Below are 19800 nucleotides of genomic sequence, written 5' to 3'. Positions count from 1 at the left end.
GCAGCGCATCGCGCGATTGAGGGATAATAGCGGATTGCGCCCGCCGCGCCCGACGCCTCGCGAGACCCGGTATTTTCAGCCGATCTCGCCCCGATTTCACCGTTTTGCGCCCTCGTCTTTCCTCGACGAAACCGCCCGAATCGCAGGAATCGCCCCAATTTTCGTCGAGGCAGCCCGCCGGGCCCGTCCGATCCCGCTTTTACCGTTTGGCCATGCGTATTCTCAATCTCTCTACGTATCAGTTCGCGACGCTCGACAAGACCGAGCAATGGCGCCCGTTCGTGCTCGAACGCTGCAAGCAGCTCGACCTGCGCGGCACCATTCTGCTCGCGCCCGAAGGCATCAATCTGTTCGTCGCCGGCGACGAGCCGAACGTGCGCGCCTTCATGGATTACATCAACAACGATCCGCTGTTCGAAGGCAAGTTCGCGACGCTGCCGTTCAAGGAGAGCTTCTCGGAAACGCGCCCCTTCAACCGCATGCTCGTGCGCCTCAAGCGCGAGATCATTACGATGAAGAAGCCGGCCATCCGTCCCGAGGAAGGTCGCGCGCCGTCGGTCGCCCCGGTCGTGCTCAAGCAATGGCTCGACCGCGGCTTCGACGACGAAGGCCGTCCGGTCGTCATGCTCGACACGCGCAATGCGTTCGAAATCGACGTCGGCACCTTCGACAACGCGCTCGATTACCGCATCGACAAGTTCAGCGAATTCCCCGAGGTGATCGCCGCGAACCGCGCCGACCTCGACGGCAAGACCGTGGTGTCGTTCTGCACGGGCGGCATCCGCTGCGAAAAGGCCGCGATCCACATGAAGGAAGTGGGTATCGACCACGTTTATCAGCTCGAAGGCGGCATCCTGAAGTACTTCGAGGAAGTGGGCGGCGCACATTACACCGGCGACTGCTTCGTGTTCGACCAGCGCACCGCGCTCAATCCGCAACTCGAACCCACCGACACCGTGCAGTGCTTCGCCTGCCGCGCCGTGGTCACGCCCGCCGAGCAGGCTTCGCCGCTCTACGAAGCGGGCAAGAGCTGCCCGGCGTGCCATCCGCAGCGCGCGGCCAGCGTGCAAGCCGCGTAAGGTGCGCGAGCGCGTGAGCGCGTCGCCGCACGGTTATCGCGGGCGTTTCGCGCCGTCGCCCACCGGTCCGCTGCATGTCGGCTCGCTCGTGTCCGCGCTCGCGAGCTGGCTCGACGCGCGCGCGCACGGCGGCGCGTGGCTCGTGCGCATCGAGGACATCGACGGGCCGCGCACGGTGCCGGGCGCGGCCGAAGACATTCTGGCAACACTCGAACGTTTCGGCTTTCACGCCGACGAACCGCCCGAGTGGCAAAGCCGCCGCATTGCGCTTTATCGCACGGCGCTCGACGCGCTGATCGCGTCCGGCCACGTCTATCCGTGCGGCTGCACGCGCAAGGAAATCGCCGATTCGCAACTGCACGCGCATCGGCGCAACACCACGCTGATCTATCCCGGCACCTGCCGCGACGGGCTGCACGGCAAGCCCGCGCGCGCGTGGCGGCTGCGCGTGCCCGACGAACTCGCCGACGAACCCACCGACGCCGGCGATCCGCGCACTCATCCCGCCCTGATCCGCTTCGACGATCGCTGGCAAGGTCCGCAGCAGCAGGATCTCGCGACCGAGGTCGGCGACTTCGTGCTGCTGCGCGCCGACGGCCAGTGGGCGTATCAGCTCGCGGTCGTCGTGGACGACGCCGATCAACGCATCACGCACATCGTGCGCGGCGCGGATCTGCTCGATTCCACAGCGCGCCAGATCTGGCTCCAGCAGTGCCTCGGCGTGCCGACGCCCGCGTATCTGCACGTGCCGGTCGTCACCAACGCGGACGGCGACAAGCTCTCGAAGCAGACCGGCGCGCTGGCGCTCGACGCCGCGCGTCCGATCGATGCGCTGGTGGGCGCCGCGCGCCATCTCGGGCTCGACCTGCACGACGGCGCGCCGACCACGCTCGAAGCGTTTCAGGCCGACGCCATCGACGCCTGGAAGCGGCGGCTCGCGTCATTGCCCGCACCATCGGCATCGGAATAAAACAGCCGCACAAACAAAAACGGCATGTCGTTCACCACGACATGCCGTTTTTTTACGCGCCGATCCAGCGCGAGGCGAAGCTTACGAAGACGACGACGAAGTCGGCTTGTTGCGCCAGCCCGCGCCCAGACCGCCGAGCAGCGCGGCGAGCGGCTGCTTCGACTGCTTCTGCGGCGCGCTGTCCGGCACGGCCTTGTCTTCGGCCTTGCTGCGCGCGGATGCCGGCGCTTCGTACGGCTTCAGGAAGAAGTCGTCGACCGGCTGCGCCGAACGGTGATGATGCGTGCGCTCGTGCGCGCCCGGACGGCGGTGGCCGACGCGCTCGCCACGACCTTCGCGACCCTCGCGGCTTTCACGACCCTCGCGACCTTCATGACCGTCGCGCTCGCGGCGGCGGCTGCCGCCTTCGTGGTGCGCCACCGGCGTATCGACCGCGAGATGCTCGACGGTCAGCGGACGCTTGATGAGCTTTTCGATATCGGCGAGCTGCTTTTTCTCGTTCGGCGAGCACAGCGACAGCGCGTCGCCGGTCGCGCCCGCGCGGCCCGTACGGCCGATACGGTGCACGTAGTCTTCCGCGTTGAACGGCAGGTCGAAGTTGATGACGGCCGGCAGTTCGGCGATGTCGAGACCGCGCGCGGCCACGTCGGTGGCCACCAGCGCCTCGATCTCGCCGCGCTTGAAGGCGTCGAGCGCCTGCATGCGCTCGCTCTGCGTGCGGTCGCCGTGAATCGCGGCGGCCACGATGCCCTGCTTCTCGATCTGGCGCGCGAGACGGCTCGCGCCGATCTTGCTGTTGCAGAACACGATCACCTGCTTGAGGCCGCGATCGCGGATCAGTTGCACGACCGCGCCCGTCTTGTCGCCTTCGGCGACTTCATAGACGATCTGCGTGACGTTGGCGTTCGTGGAGTTGCTGCGCGCGACTTCGATGGTCTGCGGCGTGCGCAGGTAGGTCGCCGCCAGCTTCTTGATTTCCGCCGAGAACGTGGCCGAGAACAGCAGCGTCTGACGCTCCTTCGGCAGCAGGTTCAGGATGCGCTGGAGGTCGGGCAGGAAGCCCATGTCGAGCATGCGGTCGGCTTCGTCGAGCACGAGCATCTGCACCTGGCCGAGGTTCGTGGTCTTCTGCTGGACGTGGTCGAGCAGACGGCCCGGCGTCGCGATCAGGATTTCCACGCCGCGGCGCAGTTCGTCCGATTGCGGATTCATGTCGACGCCGCCGAACACCACCGCGCTGCGCAGCGGCGTGTGCTGCGCGTAGGTGCGCACGTTGTTGGCAACCTGGTCGGCCAGCTCGCGCGTGGGCGTGAGGATCAGCGCGCGCACCGGATGGCGCGCGGGCGATGCGCTCGTGCTCGCGAGCGGCAGGAGACGCTGGAGGATCGGCAGCGAGAAGCTCGCGGTCTTGCCGGTGCCGGTTTGCGCGGCGCCCATCACGTCGCGGCCCGTGAGGACCACGGGGATGGCCTGCGCCTGGATCGGCGTGGGCGTCGTGTAGCCCTGCTCCTGGATCGCCCTGAGGATCTCGGGCGCGAGGCCGAACTGATCGAAGGTCTCAGTGCTGGGCGTGACGGCTGTGTCGGACATGGTGGCTTTCGCTATAAAGGCGCTATGCGCGCGAGGCGCGGCGCGCCTCAAATAATCACTGCGGATGTTGCTGGGTACGCCTGGTGTCGCTGGGTACGCCTGGTGTCGCTGGGTACGCCCGGTGGGCCGCGTGTCGCGAGGCCCTGCCTGACGCCGGGCCGGCGGTGACGCAACCCGACACCGGGACGGACGCTCGGGCGTGGGCCGTCCGGCGGACGGCTCGCGACGCAGAGCGCGGCGGCGTGCTGAACGGCAACGGCGGCGATGGCGACGGGGTGCGCTGGCGCTCCGACCGCGCTCGACCCGCGTCATCCGGTCCAACCGATGCCTTCACGCGAGCGGGGCAGCCCCCTTGCGCTCGAGCGTTTGCTCGTACCCTCTTTCCGGCTGCGCGCTCGGGCGCGGCCGCTTCAGTCGATGCCGGCGCTTGCGCCGGCGTATCCGGGCGCGCAGACCTGCGCCGCCACGGGTTTTTGCCATGTCGCCCCCGCAAAGGGTGCAGGCGCAATACGGCGAAAGGCCGGTATTGTAGCACCTTGGCATAAATCCCTATGGCCGCAGGGGCGGCCTTCTGTCAATGGTGCTTACTTTTACCTGACGGCGCCGGGCCATTTGCCTCGGCGCGCCCGAAGTGCGGACCGAGGCGTCAGGCATCGACATCCGGCCCCTCACGCGGATGCCGCGCCTCCCTCAGCCCTGCCACGTTTCGCGCATCACCATCAGCCGCAACTCGGTCATGTCCTCGATCGCGTAGCGCACGCCCTCGCGCCCGAGCCCCGAGTCCTTCACGCCGCCATACGGCATGTTATCGACGCGAAATGACGGAATATCGTTGATCACCACGCCGCCCACATCGAGCCCGTCCCACGCGCGATGCGCGTTGGCGAGCGAGTCGGTGAACACACCCGCCTGAAGACCGAAGTCGCTGTCGTTGACGATATCGAGCGCCTGGCCGAAATCCTTGAAACGTTCGAGGATCGCCACCGGCCCGAAGGCTTCCTTGCGATACAGATCGGTGCCGCGCCCCACGTCTTCGAGCAGCGTGGCCTCGAACATCGCGCCGTCGACCTGGCCGCCCGCGAGGATCTTCGCGCCCGCCAGCACCGCCTGCTCCATCCAGCCCGCGAGACGCTTCGCCTCCGACTCCGAGATCATCGGCCCGACGAAAGTCTTTTCGTCTTTCGGATCGCCCATCTTGAGCGTCTTGACCTTGGCGATCAGCTTGTCGCGCAGCGCGTCGTAGAGCGAGGCGTGCACGAGAATGCGCTGCACGCCGATGCAGCTCTGCCCCGACTGGTAATACGCGCCGAACGCCAGCCGGTCCACGACATAATCGAGCTTCGCGCCCTGATCCGCGTCGACCACGGCCGCCGCGTTGCCGCCCAGTTCCAGCACCACCTTTTTCTTGCCCGCCTTCTTCTTGAGATCCCAGCCGACGCCCGGCGAGCCCGTGAACGAGAGCAGCTTGAAGCGCTCGTCGGTCGTGAACAGATCGGCGCCGTCGCGATGCGCGGGCAGGATCGAGAACGCGCCTTTCGGCAGATCGGTTTCCGCCAGCACCTCGCCGATGATCAGCGCGCCCACCGGCGTGCGGCTCGCGGGCTTGAGCACGAACGGCACGCCCGCCGCCAGCGCGGGCGCGACCTTGTGCGCGGCCAGATTGAGCGGAAAGTTGAACGGCGAGATGAACGAGCACGGCCCGATCGGCACGCGTTTGACGTAGCCGTGATAGCCCTTCGCGCGCGGCGAAATCTCCAGATTCACGATTTCGCCGTCGATGCGCACGCTCTCCTCGGCCGCCACGCGGAAGGTGTCGATCAGGCGCGTGACTTCGCCGCGCGCATCGTTGATCGGCTTGCCGGCCTCGATGCAGAGCGCCATCGCCAGCTCGTCGAATCGCTCGCGAAAGCGCGCCACGCAATGGTCGATCACCGCCTGGCGCTTGAACGGCGGGAACGCGCGCATGGCAGGCATGGCGGCTTCGGCGGCGGCGATGGCCTCGTCGATCGCCTTCGCGTCGGCAAGCGCGACGCGCGTGGCGACTTCGCCGCTGTATTTGTCGGTGACCTCGAGATCGGTGTTGGCGGCGACGGCCTGATTCGCCAGATAGTACGGATAAGTCGGCTTGAGCATGGCGTGTTCTCCGGGGAAGCGCGGTCCGTCGGGTCGCGTCGGATCAGCCGCGCCTGCACTGCGCCTGAAGTCAGGCAATGCGGGACGGCGCGCAAGGCGCGCGCCCGCGCGAATGGCTCAACGAATGACTCAACGAACGGCTCAACGAACGGCTCAAAGCTGCGCGCTCAGACGCTTGATCTCGCGATTGAGCACGCGCTCGTTGTCCGAGTAGTCGATCGGCACGTCGATCACGTGCACGCCCGGCTGCGCGAAACATTGCTCCAGCAGCGGCTTGAGCTGATCGGCTTCCGTCACGCGATGACCGTGCGCACCGTAGCTGCGCGCGTAATCGACGAAATCCGGGTTTTGCAGCGTCATGCCGTAGTCGGGGAAATTCATGTTTTCCTGCTTCCAGCGAATCATGCCGAAGGCGTCGTCGCGCAGGATCAGCACGACGAGATCGAGCTTCATGCGCACCGCCGTCTCCAGCTCCTGCGAATTCATCATGAAGCCGCCGTCGCCGCACACGGCCACGACCTTGCGCTCGGGATGCACGATGCGCGTCGCGATCGCCGAGGGCAGCCCCGCGCCCATCGACGCGAGCGCGTTGTCGAGCAACACCGAATTCGGCTCGCGGGCGCGGTAGTAGCGCGCGAACCAGATCTTGTACATGCCGTTGTCGAGACAGAGGATGCCGTCCTCGGGCATCGCGCCGTAGACATCGTGCACGAGGCGCACCGGGTACATCGGAAAGCGCGCGTCGTGCTGGCCCTTGGCGAGATGCGCGTCGAAGTGGCGCTTGATCTCCTCGAAGCGCGTGAAATCCCACGCGTGCTCGCGCGGCTTGAGGCTTTCCTTGAGCTGCCACACCGCGTTGGCGATGTCGCCCACGACCTCGATCTGCGGGAAATAGACCGGATCGACTTCCGCGCCCAGAAAATTCACGTGGATCACGGTCTTTTCCTCGGCGCTGCGCATGAAGAACGGCGGCTTTTCGATCACGTCGTGGCCGACGTTGATGATGCAGTCGGCGTGCTCGATCGCGCGGTGCACGAAATCGCCATCGGACAGCGTGGCGTTGCCGAGCCAGAGCGGATGCGATTCGTCGATCACGCCCTTGCCCATCTGCGTGGTGAAGAACGGGATGCCGGTCTGGTCGACGAATTCGCGCAGCACGTTGCGCGTGGTCTTGCGGTTGCCGCCCGCGCCGATCATCAGCAGCGGATGACGCGCCGCGCAGATCGCCGACACCGCGTGCGCGACGGCCTTTTCCTCGGCGACCGGACGGCGGCTGAAGCTCTTGGGAATGGGCTTGCCGTCGCCTTCTTCGTCGGCGACGTCCTCGGGCAGTTCGAGATGCACGGCGCCCGGTCGCTCCTGCTCGGCCTGGCGGAACGCCTCGCGCACGAGCGCCGGAATATTGCCGATCGACACGATCTGGCGCGCGTATTTGGTGAGCGGCTCCATCATGCGCACCACGTCGACGATCTGGAAATGGCCCTGCTTGCTGGACTTGATCGGCTTCTGGCCGGTGACCATCAGCATCGGCATGCCGCCGAGCTGCGCGTAGGCCGCGGCGGTCACGAAGTTGGTCGCGCCGGGGCCGAGCGTCGACAGACAGACGCCGGTGCGCCCCGTCAGCCGTCCGTACGTGGCGGCCATGAAACCGGCAGCCTGTTCGTGACGCGTGACGATCAGGCGGATCTTCGAGCGCCGCAGCGATTCGAGCAGATCGAGATTTTCCTCGCCGGGGATGCCGAACACGTATTCGACGCCCTCCGCCTCCAGCGCTTTCACGAACAGATCGGATGCTTTCATCGGCTACCTCGCTACGCTTCGTTTCGCTGCAATCGGCGCGAAATCCGCTCGAATTTCGCCCGGAATTCGCATCCAGCGCGCGCGCCGGCGCGCACCCGGTTTCACGCACGACAGAGTACTACCGGGGACGAGAACGCGTCGGCGAAACGGGCAAATGCGCGGGCAAAAGCGCGGGCAAAAGCGCGGGCAAAAGCGCGGGCAAAAGGCGCGGCAAAGGCGTAAGCGCGAGGCGGCGGCCTCAGCGCATGATGGTCGCGCAGCCGCTCAGCAGCGGCTTGGGGCTCGCTTCGGACATGGCGTCGTAGAGATCGGCGCCCGGCCCCTTGGTCCACCACGTATAGCGGTCGGCCACATACTTCACGCCCGACGCCGCAATCACGCCGACGAACAACAGCCTGCGGCCGTCGACGGGCACGAGCGCGAAACTCTGGCCGTTCGTGCCGTTGATATAGGTGACCTTGAAGGTCTTGCCGTCCGCGCAGGTGTAGCTGAACGTGTGGCGCGCCTGAGTCTGGATTTCGCGCACTTCGAGCGGCGCGGCGCTCGCGTGCAAGGCGGCGCAGGCAAGGCCGAGCGCGAGTGGCGCGCGCCACGGAGAGGAAAGAAAAGAAGGCAACTTCGAACGAAGCGCTGCACCAACGGCTGTCATTGCGGATTCTCCGGCGGTTTTCGCGAAACGCGGCCCGCGCGCCGGGAATCGGGCGCACGGCGGCGTCACGGATCGATCACGTCCGCGCAGGCGTCGGTGGGCGCCGCCGCCAGATGCCCGACGACCGGCACGATCTTGAGTCCCGCCGACGCCACGCGGCACGGCGCGGCCACGGCGCCGCAACCCGCCAGCGCGACGCCACAGACCGTCAGCATCACCAGCACGGTTGCGCGGCGAACGACCCCGCTTCGTGCTCCACGGCTACGTGCTCCACGTTCACCCAGCATCGACTTCATGCTCCGACCTCTACGCGCTTGCCCGACACGATAACCCGGGCCGCGTTGCGCCGCCCGCCGGATGTCCCGCGCGCCGCAGCAACCGTCATGCGACGCCGCGCCACGCGCTGGACCGGCGATTATGGGACGTCCCGCGCGCGGCGGGCTTACCCTCGATCAATGCCGGCACGCGCAAGCGCAGGCCACGCCGATTCGCCGCTCAGCCCTTGACCGGACGCACCGCCGCCGCCGCCGCGCGAGCGCGCGCACGCGCCTCTTCGAGATCCGCGCCGGTTGCGAGCGCCACGCCCATGCGGCGCTTCGTGAAGCTTTCCGGCTTGCCGAACAGGCGCAGGTCCGCGCCCGGCACGGCCAGCGCGTCCGCGACGCCCTCGAACGCGATGCCGCGCTCGTCCATGCCGCCATAGATCACCGCCGACGCCGACGGGCCGCGCGCCGTCGTATCGACGGGCAGGCCGAGAATCGCGCGCGCATGGAGTTCGAATTCCGAGAAACGCTGCGACGCGAGCGTGACGAGCCCCGTGTCGTGCGGACGCGGGCTCACTTCCGAGAACCACACCTCGTCGCCGCGCACGAACAGCTCGACGCCGAACAGGCCGCGCCCGCCCAGCGCCGCGGTCACCTTGTGCGCGATTTCGCGCGAGCGCTCGAGCGCCTTCGGGCTCATCGGCTGCGGCTGCCACGATTCCACGTAGTCGCCGTCGACCTGCCGGTGGCCGATCGGATCGCAGAAATACGTCTGCACCTGGCCGCTCGACGGATCGGTGGCGCGCACGGTCAGTTGCGTGATCTCATATTCGAAGTCGATGAAACCCTCGACGATCACGCGGCCATGGTTCACGCGCCCGCCCGCGAGCGCGTATTGCCACGCGGCCTCGACGTCGGCGTCGCTGCGCAGCACCGACTGGCCCTTGCCCGACGACGACATCACCGGCTTCACGACACACGGATAACCGACCTTGGCGATGCCCGCCTTGAGTTCGTCGAGCGAGTCGGCGAACGCGTACGGCGAGGTCGCGAGACCCAGTTCCTCGGCGGCGAGACGGCGGATGCCCTCGCGGTTCATGGTGAGCTGCGCGGCGCGCGCGGTCGGGATCACCTCGGCGACACGCTCGGCTTCGACGGCCGCGAGCGCGTCGGTGGCGATGGCCTCGATTTCCGGCACGATCAGATGCGGACGCTCAGCGTCGATCAGTGCGCGCAGCGCCTTGGGATCGGCCATGTCGATGACGTGCGCGCGATGCGCGACCTGGTGGCCGGGCGCGTTCTCGTAGCGGTCGACGGCGATCACTTCCACGCCCAGGCGTTGCAGCGCGATGATCACTTCTTTGCCGAGCTCGCCTGCGCCCAGCAGCATGACGCGGGTGGCGGAAGCGGAAAGCGGCGTGCCGATGCGGGGGCCGGTCTGCATGATGTCTCCAGAGAATGACGGTGGGCGGTACGCACGGGACCCGGCGCGCGCCACGGGTGATGCACGAATGCGAGAGAGCGCCGATGTTAACACGCGCGCGCATGCCGCCTGGAGACTTCGCGGATACATCTGGACACAGTTAGATAGCGCGCCGCCGAGCCGTTTGCACTCGCTTGTGCGGGGCGGGTGCGTTACGCTTACGCCTTCTCGCCGCTTACCAGGAATTTCGCGATGCTCAAACGATCGAGCCACCGCCTTGCCGGACGCTCCACGGCGCGCCAGACTCGCGCCTCGCGCGCTTCGCTCATGTCGCTCGTTTCACGCACGGCGCCGCTCGCGGCCGCCACGGCCGCCGCGCTGCTGCTGGCCGCCTGCAAGCTGCCGGTGCATCAGGACACGTCCGCGCCGCCGCCCGATCCGTTCAATCCGGCCGCCACGCAGTTGCTCGACAATTCGCACTGGCAGCTCGTCGAGTGGAAGAACGCCGACGGTTCGCTGCGCTCGCTGCCAGGCGCCGCCGCGTCGGGCGCCGCCGCGGCCGCGCCCGGCGCGCGTCCGGTCACGCTCGATCTGTCGACCGCCACCGGCCAGCGCCGCGCGAGCGGTTTCTCGGGTTGCAACCGCTACACCGGCGCTTACGTGCTCAAGAACGGCCTGCTCTCGTTCGGCCAGCTCGCCGGCACGCGCATGGCGTGCATCGGCGCGGGCGGCGAGATCGAAAGCGCCTATCTCGACGCGCTCTCGCACATCGCGCGCAGCGGCGTGCAGATGCGCGATCCGCAGGCGCTCCTGCTCGTCCTGGAAAACGGCGACCGCCTGACTTTCGCGAGCACGGTCGCCGCGGCGGCCCCGCCGGCCTCGGGTGCGCAGCCCGCGAAGCAAGGCGAGTGACGTTCCGCTGACGATCCGCACCGACTTGCAGCCGCGCCCTCGTCCGGCGCGGCTCTTTTTTGCGGCACAGGCCGCCGCCAGCGCGCGCACTCGTGCGCGCCGCCAGGCGTACTAAACAGCGCAGTGCAAAGCACACTGCGGCGCGGCGACAACGCGCGTTGCGGCGCGCGGGGTCCTTGCGGTTACACTCGAACACTCGTCACGTTGCACCTTTTTTAATCACTGATCTCTGGCATGCACACGGTAGTTCCTGGCTGGTTCGGCTTGTCGGCCGTCTGGTTCATCCCCCTGATCTGGCGTCTCGTGAAGTCGGTGCTGCCCGGCGGCGCGGGACTGCGCGGTCCCGGCACGATCCGGCTCTGGCTCGGCTTTTTCTGCGTGTTCGTTTCGAGTTGCGTGCTCGAAGCGTCGCTGATGCACATCGTGGGTTTCGATGCGTTCGGACACGCGCTCGCCGACGGGCTCGGCAAGCTGATCGGCCACGTCGCGACTCCGCTCGTCATGACGGCGCTGTTTTTCGTGAGCCTGCCCTGGCTCATCGACTTCCGCTGGCGCGACTTCTTCGTGTGGGCCGACATCTCGCTCGGCCTCGGCCTGAACATCCGCCCCGCGCGCGACGACGACGACGGCGGCGAACGCCGCTCGCGCCGCAGCCGCCGCGAATCGAACGCGGACCTCGCGCAGCCGGGCCTGTCTGCGAGTCTGGGCGGCGGTGGCGCAACGGGCGCGGGCATGGGCGCTGGACTCGGCTCAGGATTGGGCCAGGCCTACGGCCAGGGACCGGGCGCAGGACTTGGCGGCGGCCTCGCCGCGGGCACGGGACCGAACATCGGCTCGGGCACCGGCGACGCCGCGCCGCTCGACGGCACGCGCCGCAAGCGTCCGACCATCTGGCGTCCGCCGATGCCGGGCAAGCGCGCCGCGCACGCTTCGGCGGCGGCAGCGGCGGCCGAAGTCGCGCGGGCCAGCGCCGCGAATCCGTGGCGCGTCGAGCCGGATTTCGCCTCGCCGGAACCGTCGCCCGCCGCAGCGTGGGCGCGCACCGAACCGACCGTACCCACGGGCTGGCTGCGTGACGGCCAGAACGCCGCGCGCGCGCCGCAAGCGCAAACTGCACCGCCGATGCCGGGCGACACGCGCCGCGCAGCGGCGGCATCGGGCGCGACTGTCGCGACGCCCGCCGGCGCCGGCAACGGCACGAACAGCGCCTCATTCGCCGCCGATCCGCGTCGTCAGCCGATCAACACGAACGCGATGGGCGCCGCCCCGATGAACGGCGCCATGCCCGCGATGTCGGCGACCGCCGCACAAACGGCGTCGCGCATGGCCACGGGTGCGCCGCAGACCGGCGCATCCGCGAATCCGACGCCGTGGCGCGCGCCCGCGCCGCGTCCGGCCTCGCAGGCGCAGACCGCCGCGCAAGCAGGCACGGCGTTTGGCGTGGCGTCGTCCGCATCGGCGGCCGCCGCCAGCGCACAGGCCGCGCAAGCCGCCCGCGCCGCCGTGTCCGCCACTCAGGCCACCCATACGTCGTACGCCGTCCCCACCGTTCCGGCGGCAGCGACGGCCGCCGCCGCTGCCGCCGCGCGCGCAGCCGTCGCCGATCCGCTCACCTCGCCTTTCGCGCAGCCCGCGCCTGTGCGCCGCAGCGCGCCGCCGCCCGTCGCGGGCAGCACGGCCGCGCGCGCCTCGGCCGCCGCCGCCGCGACGCAGCCGCGTCCGGCCAAGCCGCCGCGCCCGTTCGTCTGGCCGACCCGCACCACGCCCGCCGCCGCGCGCCCGCTGGCCGCGAGCCAGGGCATGACGCAGGGCGGCGCGCGCATCGGCGCTCCCGTCAGCGCGCCGATCGCCGACGCCAACGCCGTGACGCCCGCCTACTCGCGTCCGGCCACGGCCACACAGCCCGCGCCGCAAGCGCCGCTCTCGACGAGCGTGCTGGAAACACTGCGCTCGATCGAGGAAAACGCCGCGCGCTGGACCTCGCTCGCGGGCGCAAGCCTCGCGCGCCGCATTCAGTCCGATGACGACACGCCGGACACGGCCGATGTCGATGTCGCGCACGCAGCGCCCTACCCCGCCGCCGAGGCGATCGAAACGATCCCGGCGCACGCTGTCGAAGCGGTTGAAGAAACCGTCGCGCCGGTTGCCGCGCCTGTCGAGATCGATACGGCGGAAGCCTTCGCATCCGACTCTGAGCACGCCGTCGAAGACGAAACGCGCGCGCATTTCCCGCTCGCCGCGCCGCAGATCGCCCTCACCGAGGCCACGCAGGCCGAGGAAGTGGCCGATCGCGTGGATCACGTGGATCACGTCGGCACGACCGAATCGCAAGACGAAACACTGCCGTCGTTCCTGATCGCCGACGAGCACGACCACGCCCACGACAGCCACGACGACGAAGCGATCGCGCTGCCGAATTTCGTTGCGCCCGCCGCGCACGCCGAAGTCAGCAGCGACGCGTTCCACGCGCAGTACGTCGAAGCCGAACACGCGGAACCGGTGGCGGAACAGGCAAAGGCCGAAGCAACCGCCACGGAAACGCCCGCGTCCACGACAACTTCAACGGTCTGGCCGACGTTCGACAACGGCATGCCCTGGGTCCTGCTCGACGACGACGAGCCGGAAGCCGAAGCGCAGCCCGAAACCGCACACGAAGCCGCGAGCGAAGCGGTCAGCCACGAAACCGATAGCGTCATGCACTTCCCGCGTCTCGCGCCGGAAGCCGCGCAGACGCCTGAGGTCGAACCGGCCGCCGAAGCATGGCCCGCGGACGACCCCGTTCACGCGGCGGCACACGCCATCGCCGCAGAAGAACCCGTCGCGCAGCAAGCGGAACAGGCCGTTGCGCACGCAACCCACTCGCTGGCACCCGCCGACGCGTTCGCGCAATCGTTCGCGGCGGCGCTGGCGCGTTTCGTGGAACCGGCTGACGAAGAAGCAAACACGGACGCTGAAACCGCCGAGACGCACGTCGTCAGCGCTGAAACCGAACCGGCATCGCACGTAAGCGAAGCGCCTGTGGTCGTCGCGGCGAGCGATGCCGCGGAAACACCCGCTGCGCTGGTTCAGTCGACTACGCCAGCAACACAGCCCGAGCATCTGCCGGAAACCGAACCGCTGCCCGCACCCGTTCCGGCTTTCGCGGCGGAGGCCGAAGCAGAGCCCGAGCCCATCACTTCGTCCACGATTACGCCGTCGGACAGCGCGCAAGTCAGCGCGCCGCAGCACGTAGAAGCACCGGCAGCGCCGATCATCCCGCCGCTGCCCGCGCTCGCCGACGCGCCGTACATCGCGCCGATTCCTGCACCGATTCCTGCGCCGATTCCCGCGCCGTTCGCGGATATCCCGCCGTGGGAAGCCGCGCCGCTGGTGTTCGCGCCGGAGCCGCCCGCGCCGTTCGTCCCGTCGATCGATCTCGCGCCGCCCGCACCGTGGTCCCCCGCCGTAGCGGCGCCGTCGCCGGAACCCGCGCAAGCACCGGCAACACCGGCGCCTGTAGCCGCACCGCCCGCCGCCGAACCCGCCGCGCGCCAGCCCGTGCGCGGTCATGCGCCGACGGCGTTCGAGTTCCAGCCGCTGTCCGCCTCGTCGGTCGAGTTGCCGGGCTTCGAGCTGCTCGAACGCTCGTCGACCGAAATCGAATACGTCTCCGAGGAAAAGCTCGCCGAAACCAGCCAGCTCATCGAGCAGCGCCTGCAGGAATTCAAGGTGCCCGTGACGGTGGTCGGCGCCTCGGCGGGCCCGGTCATCACGCGCTTCGAAGTCGAGCCCGCGCTCGGCGTGCGCGGCAGCCAGATCGTCGGGCTGATGAAGGATCTGTCGCGCGGCCTCGGCCTCACGTCGATCCGCGTGGTCGAGACGATTCCCGGCAAGACCTGCATGGGCCTCGAACTGCCCAATGCAAAACGCCAGATGATCCGCCTTTCGGAGATCCTCGAATCGACGCCTTATCAGCGCTCGCAGTCGAAGCTCACGATCGCGATGGGCAAGGACATCGTCGGGCTGCCGGTCGTCACCGATCTCGCCAAGGCGCCGCACATGCTCGTCGCGGGCACGACGGGTTCGGGCAAGTCGGTCGCCATCAACGCGATGATCCTCTCGCTGCTCTACAAGGCGACGCCCGAGGACGTGCGGCTCATCATGATCGACCCGAAGATGCTGGAGCTTTCCGTCTACGAAGGCATCCCGCATCTGCTCGCGCCGGTCGTGACCGACATGAAGCTCGCGGCCAACGCGCTGAACTGGTGCGTCGGCGAGATGGAGAAGCGCTACCGGCTGATGTCGGCCGTGGGCGTGCGCAATCTCGCGGGCTTCAACCAGAAGATCCGCGACGCCGAGGCGAACGAGAAGAAGATCGGCAATCCGTTCTCGCTCACGCCCGAGGCGCCCGAGCCGCTCTCGCCGCTGCCGATGATCGTCGTGGTGATCGACGAACTCGCCGACCTCATGATGGTCGCGGGCAAGAAGATCGAAGAGCTGATCGCGCGTCTCGCGCAGAAGGCGCGCGCGGCGGGCATCCACCTGATTCTCGCGACGCAGCGGCCTTCGGTGGACGTCATCACGGGTCTCATCAAGGCGAACATTCCGACGCGTGTGGCGTTCCAGGTGTCGTCGAAGATCGACTCGCGCACGATTCTCGACCAGATGGGCGCCGAGTCGCTGCTCGGTCAGGGCGACATGCTGTTCCTGCCGCCGGGCACCGGCTATCCGCAGCGCGTGCACGGGGCGTTCGTCGCCGACGAGGAAGTGCATGCGGTGGTCGAGTATCTGAAGCAGTTCGGCGAGCCGGAGTACGTCGAGGGCATTCTCGACGGTCCGACCAGCGAAGGCGCGCCGCAGGACCTGTTCGGCGAGTCGCCCGAGGCGGAAGCCGATCCGCTGTACGACGAAGCGGTCTCGTTCGTCGTGCGCACGCGGCGCGCGTCGATCTCGTCGGTGCAGCGGCAGTTGCGCATCGGCTACAACCGCGCCGCGCGCCTCGTCGAGCAGATGGAAGCCGCCGGTCTGGTCTCGCCGATGGGCATCAACGGCAGCCGCGAAGTGCTCGTGCCGGGTCAGGCCGAATAAGCCACCAGCACCGCTTGCCCGCTCGCGCAACACGCAACGCGGGCAGCAACGAAAAACGCCGCGCCGGACGAATCCGGCGCGGCGTTTTTGTTTGCGCGTGCGCTCAGTGCGCTAAACGCGCTTACTGCGCGACGAACTTGAAGTCGACCGGCGAACCGATCTCGATCTTCTTCGGGTTCGCTTCGAGCAGACCCGTTTCCTGATCGCGACGGAACACGTAAGCCGTGTCGCTGTTCTGGTTGCCGACGATCAGCCACTGGCCGCTCGGATCGATCGCGAACTCGCGCGGCGACTTGCCGAGGCTCGCCTGGCGGCCGACGCGCTTGAGCTTGCCGCTCGTCTGATCGACGGCGAAGATCGAGATGTCGTTGGCATCGCCGCGATTCGACACGTAAAGGAACTTGCCGTCCGGCGACAGATGCAGCGCCGCTGCGCCCACCGCGCCCTTGAAGCCCGGCTCGGCGAGTTTCTCGACCTGTTCGAGCTTCAGATGGCCGTCGTCGTAGTTGAACACGCTCACGGTGCCCGCGAGTTCGCTCGTCAGATACGCATGGCGGCCGTCGTTGCCGAACACGAGGTGACGCGGGCCGGTGCCGGCCTTCACGTCGGTGTAGCGCCATTCGGCCGGGCTCACGAGACCGCGCGAACCGTCCGGCGTGTAGCGGTAGGTCCAGAGCTTGTCGGTGCCGAGATCCTGCGTGAAGAGATAGCGGCCGTCGGGCGAGAACACTGTCGAGTGCACGTGCGCGTTGTCCTGGCGGCCCTTCACCGGACCGCCGCCTTCGTGATGCACGGTCAGCACCGACTGGCCGAGCTTGCCGTCCTGCTCGATCGGCAGCACCGCGAAGCTGCCGCCCGGGTCGGCCGCCACCGAGTAGTTGGCGACGAACAGATACTTGCCGTCCGGCGACAGGCTCAGATAGCACGGATCGTTGCCTTGCGCCGACACCTTGTCGAGGAACGTGAGCTGGCCGCTCGCGGCGTCGAAGCCGAACGCGCTGACGTCGCCGCGCACGCTGGCCGGGCCGTTGTCGCCGGGCAGTTCGTTGACGGCGTAGACGTGGCGCTTGTCCTTGCTGACCACGAGATACGACGGGTTCACCGTCTTCGCGACGCTCACCTGCTGCGCGTCGCCGGTCTTCGAGTCGAAACGATAGACGTAGAGGCCTTCGCTCTTGCCGCCGGTGTAGGTGCCGACGATCAGGTTGTAGACGCCATTCGCCGAAGCCTCGGCGGGCGCCGCACCCGTGCTGCCTTGTGCGAATGCGGTTGTGGCGGCGGCAACGCTGGCCATGATGGCGATACCTTTGATGATCTGACGAATGAGCCCGCGCGGCGCGGTGCGCGATTGTGCGTGCGAATCTGCTGGCGATTGCGCGTTCGATTGTGCGTGCGTACGCGCAGGCATGCGCGAGACGGGCACGCCGATTGCGGCTGCGTGGCCTTGAAACATGTCGACCTCCTTTCTTCTTGTCGAACCTGGATGGAGCTGATCGGCAGCGCGCGGCGCGTGGCGGGCGGAACCCGGAAAGCGTTGCGCGAGCACGATTGTTATGAGGGTTAGACCAGTATAAGTGAGGATGCGCGCGCCTGATGGCCAGACGTTCATTAGACGCCGGATGCGCGAGCCTCGACATCGGTATCACCCGGATCGCGCTGCATGCGCGTCCGATTTGAGTCCCCCCGCGCCCCGCTCAAAGGAGTGAATATGAACATCCATGTCGCCATCGGCCCGCTCGTCGCGCTCATCGCCGGCATTCTGATTCTCGTCGTGCCGCGTCTGCTCAACTACATCGTTGCGCTCTACCTCATCATCATCGGGATCATCGGATTGTTCGGCACGAACGGGCATTTCTGACGCCCGGCCGACACGAAATCGCCTTATCCGAAAGTTCCCGCATCAGCTTGTTGCGCGCCGTGCACGTCGAAACGCGTTGCGCGAGCGGGCCTGCACCCACTACTCTTGTGCGTGCATGCGCCTTATCGACCGTTTTGACCGTTTTTTCGCGTAACGCTGTCAATCTGCTTACCATGCCTGCACTTATCGAAGACTATGCCTTGATCGGCGACGGCCACACGGCCGCGCTCGTGTCCCGTGAGGGTTCCATCGACTGGCTCTGCTGGCCGCGCTTCGACTCCGGCGCGTGCTTCGCCGCGCTGCTCGGCACCGAAGCCAACGGCCGCTGGCTGATCGCCCCCGCACCCGCCGCCGACGGCTCGCGCGCCGACATCAAGATCACGCGCCGTTATCGCGGCGACACGCTGATCCTCGAAACCGATTTCGAAACGCCCGACGGCGCCGTCACGCTGATCGACTTCATGCCGCCCGGCAACGGCTGGAGCGAACTGGTGCGCATCGTCGTGGGACGCCGCGGCACGGTGCCCATGCGGTGCGAACTCGTGATGCGCTTCGACTACGGCTTTTCGGTGCCGTGGGTGAGCCGCCTCACCTACGAGAGCGGCATCAAGGCCACCGTCGGCCCGGACACCGTCGTGCTGCGCACGCCCGTCGATCTGCAGGGCGAAAACATGCACACGGTCGCCGAATTCGAGGTCAAGGAAGGCGAGCGCGTGCCGTTTTCGATGGCTTACGCGGCCTCGCATCTGCGTCTGCCGCCGCCGCGCGATCCGTTCACGGCGCTCGCGCGCACCGAGAACTACTGGGCCGAATGGGCCGCGCGCGGCACCGTCGAAGGACGCTGGGCCGAGCCGATTCGCCGCTCGCTCATCACGCTCAAGGCGCTGGCCTACGAGCCGACGGGCGGCATCGTCGCCGCGCCCACGACCTCGCTGCCCGAGCAGCTCGGCGGCACGCGCAACTGGGACTACCGCTACTGCTGGCTGCGCGACGCCACCATCACGCTGCTCGCCATGATGCGCGGCGGCTATTACGACGAAGCGCGCGCCTGGCGTGCGTGGCTCGGCCGCGTGATGGCGGGTTCGCCCTCGCAGTTGCAGATCATGTACGGCATCGCGGGCGAGCGCCGCCTGCCCGAGTTCGAACTCGACTGGCTGCCCGGCTACGAAGGCGCGAAGCCGGTGCGCGTCGGCAATAACGCGGTCGGGCAGTTGCAGCTCGACGTCTACGGCGAAGTGATGAACGCGCTGCATCTCGCGCGCGTGGGCGGCCTGCAAGCCGACGAAACCGCGTGGTCGATCCAGTGCGCGATGCTCGAACATCTGGAAACGATCTGGACCGAGCCCGACGAAGGCATCTGGGAAACGCGCGGCGGCCGCCAGCACTTCACGTTCTCGAAGGTCATGGCGTGGGTCGCGTTCGACCGCTGCGTGCGCTCGGCGGAGCAGTTCGACCTGCCCGGCCCGGTCGATCACTGGCGCGAGCTGCGCGACACCATCCACGCGACCATCTGCGAGCGCAGCTTCAATACGGAGCTGAACTCCTTCACGCAGATCTACGGCGGCACCGACCTCGACGCGAGCCTGCTGCTGATGCCGCTGGTCGGCTTCCTGCCCGCGAAGGACCCCCGCATCGCGGGCACGGTGAAGGCCATCGAGCGCGACCTCATGTGCGAAGGCTTCGTGATGCGCTACCGCACCACCGACTTCAACGACGGCCTGCCGCCCGGCGAAGGCACCTTCCTCGCGTGCAGCTTCTGGATGGTCGACAACCTCGCGCTCCAGGGCCGCATGGACGACGCGCGCAAGATGTACGAAAGGCTGCTCGCGCTCGCCAACGACGTCGGCCTGCTCGCCGAGGAATACGATCCGATCGCCGGCCGTCTTGTGGGAAATTTCCCACAAGCTTTCTCGCATGTGGCGCTTGTGCACACCGGGCTGAATCTGATGCGGCACGAGCAGGAAATGGCCAGCGAGACGGGCCACCCGACCACGCCGGAAACGGCCATGGAGGCGGACCTTGCGGACAGATCGGTGACAGCCGCATCGTAATTGTT

13 protein-coding genes are annotated in these 19800 nt (G+C 67.9%); 6 read left to right on the top strand and 7 right to left on the bottom strand.

Annotation, left to right across the window (positions count from 1 at the left end; all coding sequences use genetic code 11):
• The first annotated feature begins 212 nt into the window (after window positions 1-212).
• Both G5S35_RS04390 and gluQRS read left to right on the top strand, forming a co-directional pair.
• On the top strand, window positions 213-1079 hold the full coding sequence (locus G5S35_RS04390; RefSeq protein WP_065063629.1) for a sulfurtransferase: 867 nt from the start codon (window positions 213-215) through the stop codon (window positions 1077-1079).
• Window positions 1080-1092: 13 nt separating this feature from the next.
• Window positions 1093-2049: a tRNA glutamyl-Q(34) synthetase GluQRS gene (gene gluQRS, locus G5S35_RS04385; protein WP_074984864.1), complete on the top strand. Its 957-nt coding sequence runs from the start codon at window positions 1093-1095 to the stop codon at window positions 2047-2049.
• 81 nt (window positions 2050-2130) lie between these two features.
• On the opposite strand, the gene G5S35_RS04380 is transcribed toward gluQRS, so the two are convergent.
• The 6 genes from G5S35_RS04380 to purT all read right to left on the bottom strand — a co-directional run bounded on the left by G5S35_RS04380 (window position 2131) and on the right by purT (window position 9928).
• Window positions 2131-3639, bottom strand: coding sequence for a DEAD/DEAH box helicase (locus G5S35_RS04380; RefSeq protein WP_183038661.1), 1509 nt, complete (start codon window positions 3637-3639; stop codon window positions 2131-2133).
• A gap of 690 nt (window positions 3640-4329) precedes the next feature.
• On the bottom strand, window positions 4330-5772 hold the full coding sequence (locus G5S35_RS04375) for an aldehyde dehydrogenase family protein (RefSeq protein ID WP_074984771.1): 1443 nt from the start codon (window positions 5770-5772) through the stop codon (window positions 4330-4332).
• A gap of 153 nt (window positions 5773-5925) precedes the next feature.
• Entirely contained in the window at window positions 5926-7572 is a 1647-nt protein-coding gene (locus G5S35_RS04370) for an acetolactate synthase large subunit (RefSeq protein ID WP_065063635.1), read from the bottom strand.
• A gap of 238 nt (window positions 7573-7810) precedes the next feature.
• Window positions 7811-8221 carry an MliC family protein gene (locus G5S35_RS04365; RefSeq protein WP_124261142.1) on the bottom strand — a complete coding sequence of 137 codons (411 nt, stop codon included), beginning with the start codon at window positions 8219-8221 and terminating at the stop codon, window positions 7811-7813.
• Window positions 8222-8286: 65 nt separating this feature from the next.
• Window positions 8287-8436: a DUF6726 family protein gene (locus G5S35_RS04360; RefSeq protein WP_173816893.1), complete on the bottom strand. Its 150-nt coding sequence runs from the start codon at window positions 8434-8436 to the stop codon at window positions 8287-8289.
• A 280-nt stretch (window positions 8437-8716) separates the two neighbouring features.
• Window positions 8717-9928, bottom strand: coding sequence for a formate-dependent phosphoribosylglycinamide formyltransferase (purT, locus tag G5S35_RS04355; RefSeq protein WP_183038660.1), 1212 nt, complete (start codon window positions 9926-9928; stop codon window positions 8717-8719).
• A gap of 231 nt (window positions 9929-10159) precedes the next feature.
• Here purT and G5S35_RS04350 point away from each other — a divergent pair, with 231 nt between their 5' ends.
• Complete coding sequence (locus tag G5S35_RS04350) at window positions 10160-10819, top strand: META domain-containing protein (protein WP_183038659.1); 660 nt, start codon at window positions 10160-10162, stop codon at window positions 10817-10819.
• 234 nt (window positions 10820-11053) lie between these two features.
• Window positions 11054-15886, top strand: a complete 4833-nt coding sequence (locus G5S35_RS04345) for a DNA translocase FtsK (RefSeq protein WP_183038658.1) — start codon at window positions 11054-11056, stop codon at window positions 15884-15886.
• Between the two features lie 121 nt (window positions 15887-16007).
• Here G5S35_RS04345 and G5S35_RS04340 read toward each other — a convergent pair whose 3' ends face one another.
• Entirely contained in the window at window positions 16008-17180 is a 1173-nt protein-coding gene (locus tag G5S35_RS04340; protein WP_065063775.1) for a lactonase family protein, read from the bottom strand.
• Between the two features lie 414 nt (window positions 17181-17594).
• Between G5S35_RS04340 and G5S35_RS04335 the strand changes: the two genes are divergently transcribed.
• Together G5S35_RS04335 and G5S35_RS04330 are read left to right on the top strand one after the other, a co-directional pair.
• Window positions 17595-17744, top strand: coding sequence for a DUF3096 domain-containing protein (locus G5S35_RS04335; RefSeq protein ID WP_074984768.1), 150 nt, complete (start codon window positions 17595-17597; stop codon window positions 17742-17744).
• Window positions 17745-17917: 173 nt separating this feature from the next.
• Window positions 17918-19795, top strand: coding sequence for a glycoside hydrolase family 15 protein (locus G5S35_RS04330; RefSeq protein WP_183038657.1), 1878 nt, complete (start codon window positions 17918-17920; stop codon window positions 19793-19795).
• The last annotated feature ends 5 nt before the right edge of the window (window positions 19796-19800 follow it).

Origin of the sequence: Paraburkholderia tropica (assembly GCF_014171495.1) — a bacterium.
Taxonomy (GTDB): Bacteria; Pseudomonadota; Gammaproteobacteria; order Burkholderiales; family Burkholderiaceae; genus Paraburkholderia; species Paraburkholderia tropica.
Note: the sequence above shows the minus strand (reverse complement) of the source record. Positions and strands in the feature narration are given on the sequence as shown.

Coding starts and splice junctions, on each gene's coding strand:
- G5S35_RS04365 (WP_124261142.1), bottom strand. CDS start 8,221: ATGACAGCCGTTGGTGCAGCGCTTCGTTCGAAGTTGCCTTCTTTTCTT.
- purT (WP_183038660.1), bottom strand. CDS start 9,928: ATGCAGACCGGCCCCCGCATCGGCACGCCGCTTTCCGCTTCCGCCACC.
- G5S35_RS04380 (WP_183038661.1), bottom strand. CDS start 3,639: ATGTCCGACACAGCCGTCACGCCCAGCACTGAGACCTTCGATCAGTTC.
- G5S35_RS04335 (WP_074984768.1), top strand. CDS start 17,595: ATGAACATCCATGTCGCCATCGGCCCGCTCGTCGCGCTCATCGCCGGC.
- G5S35_RS04370 (WP_065063635.1), bottom strand. CDS start 7,572: ATGAAAGCATCCGATCTGTTCGTGAAAGCGCTGGAGGCGGAGGGCGTC.
- G5S35_RS04345 (WP_183038658.1), top strand. CDS start 11,054: ATGCACACGGTAGTTCCTGGCTGGTTCGGCTTGTCGGCCGTCTGGTTC.
- G5S35_RS04390 (WP_065063629.1), top strand. CDS start 213: ATGCGTATTCTCAATCTCTCTACGTATCAGTTCGCGACGCTCGACAAG.
- G5S35_RS04375 (WP_074984771.1), bottom strand. CDS start 5,772: ATGCTCAAGCCGACTTATCCGTACTATCTGGCGAATCAGGCCGTCGCC.
- G5S35_RS04330 (WP_183038657.1), top strand. CDS start 17,918: ATGCCTGCACTTATCGAAGACTATGCCTTGATCGGCGACGGCCACACG.
- G5S35_RS04340 (WP_065063775.1), bottom strand. CDS start 17,180: ATGGCCAGCGTTGCCGCCGCCACAACCGCATTCGCACAAGGCAGCACG.
- G5S35_RS04360 (WP_173816893.1), bottom strand. CDS start 8,436: ATGCTGACGGTCTGTGGCGTCGCGCTGGCGGGTTGCGGCGCCGTGGCC.
- G5S35_RS04350 (WP_183038659.1), top strand. CDS start 10,160: ATGCTCAAACGATCGAGCCACCGCCTTGCCGGACGCTCCACGGCGCGC.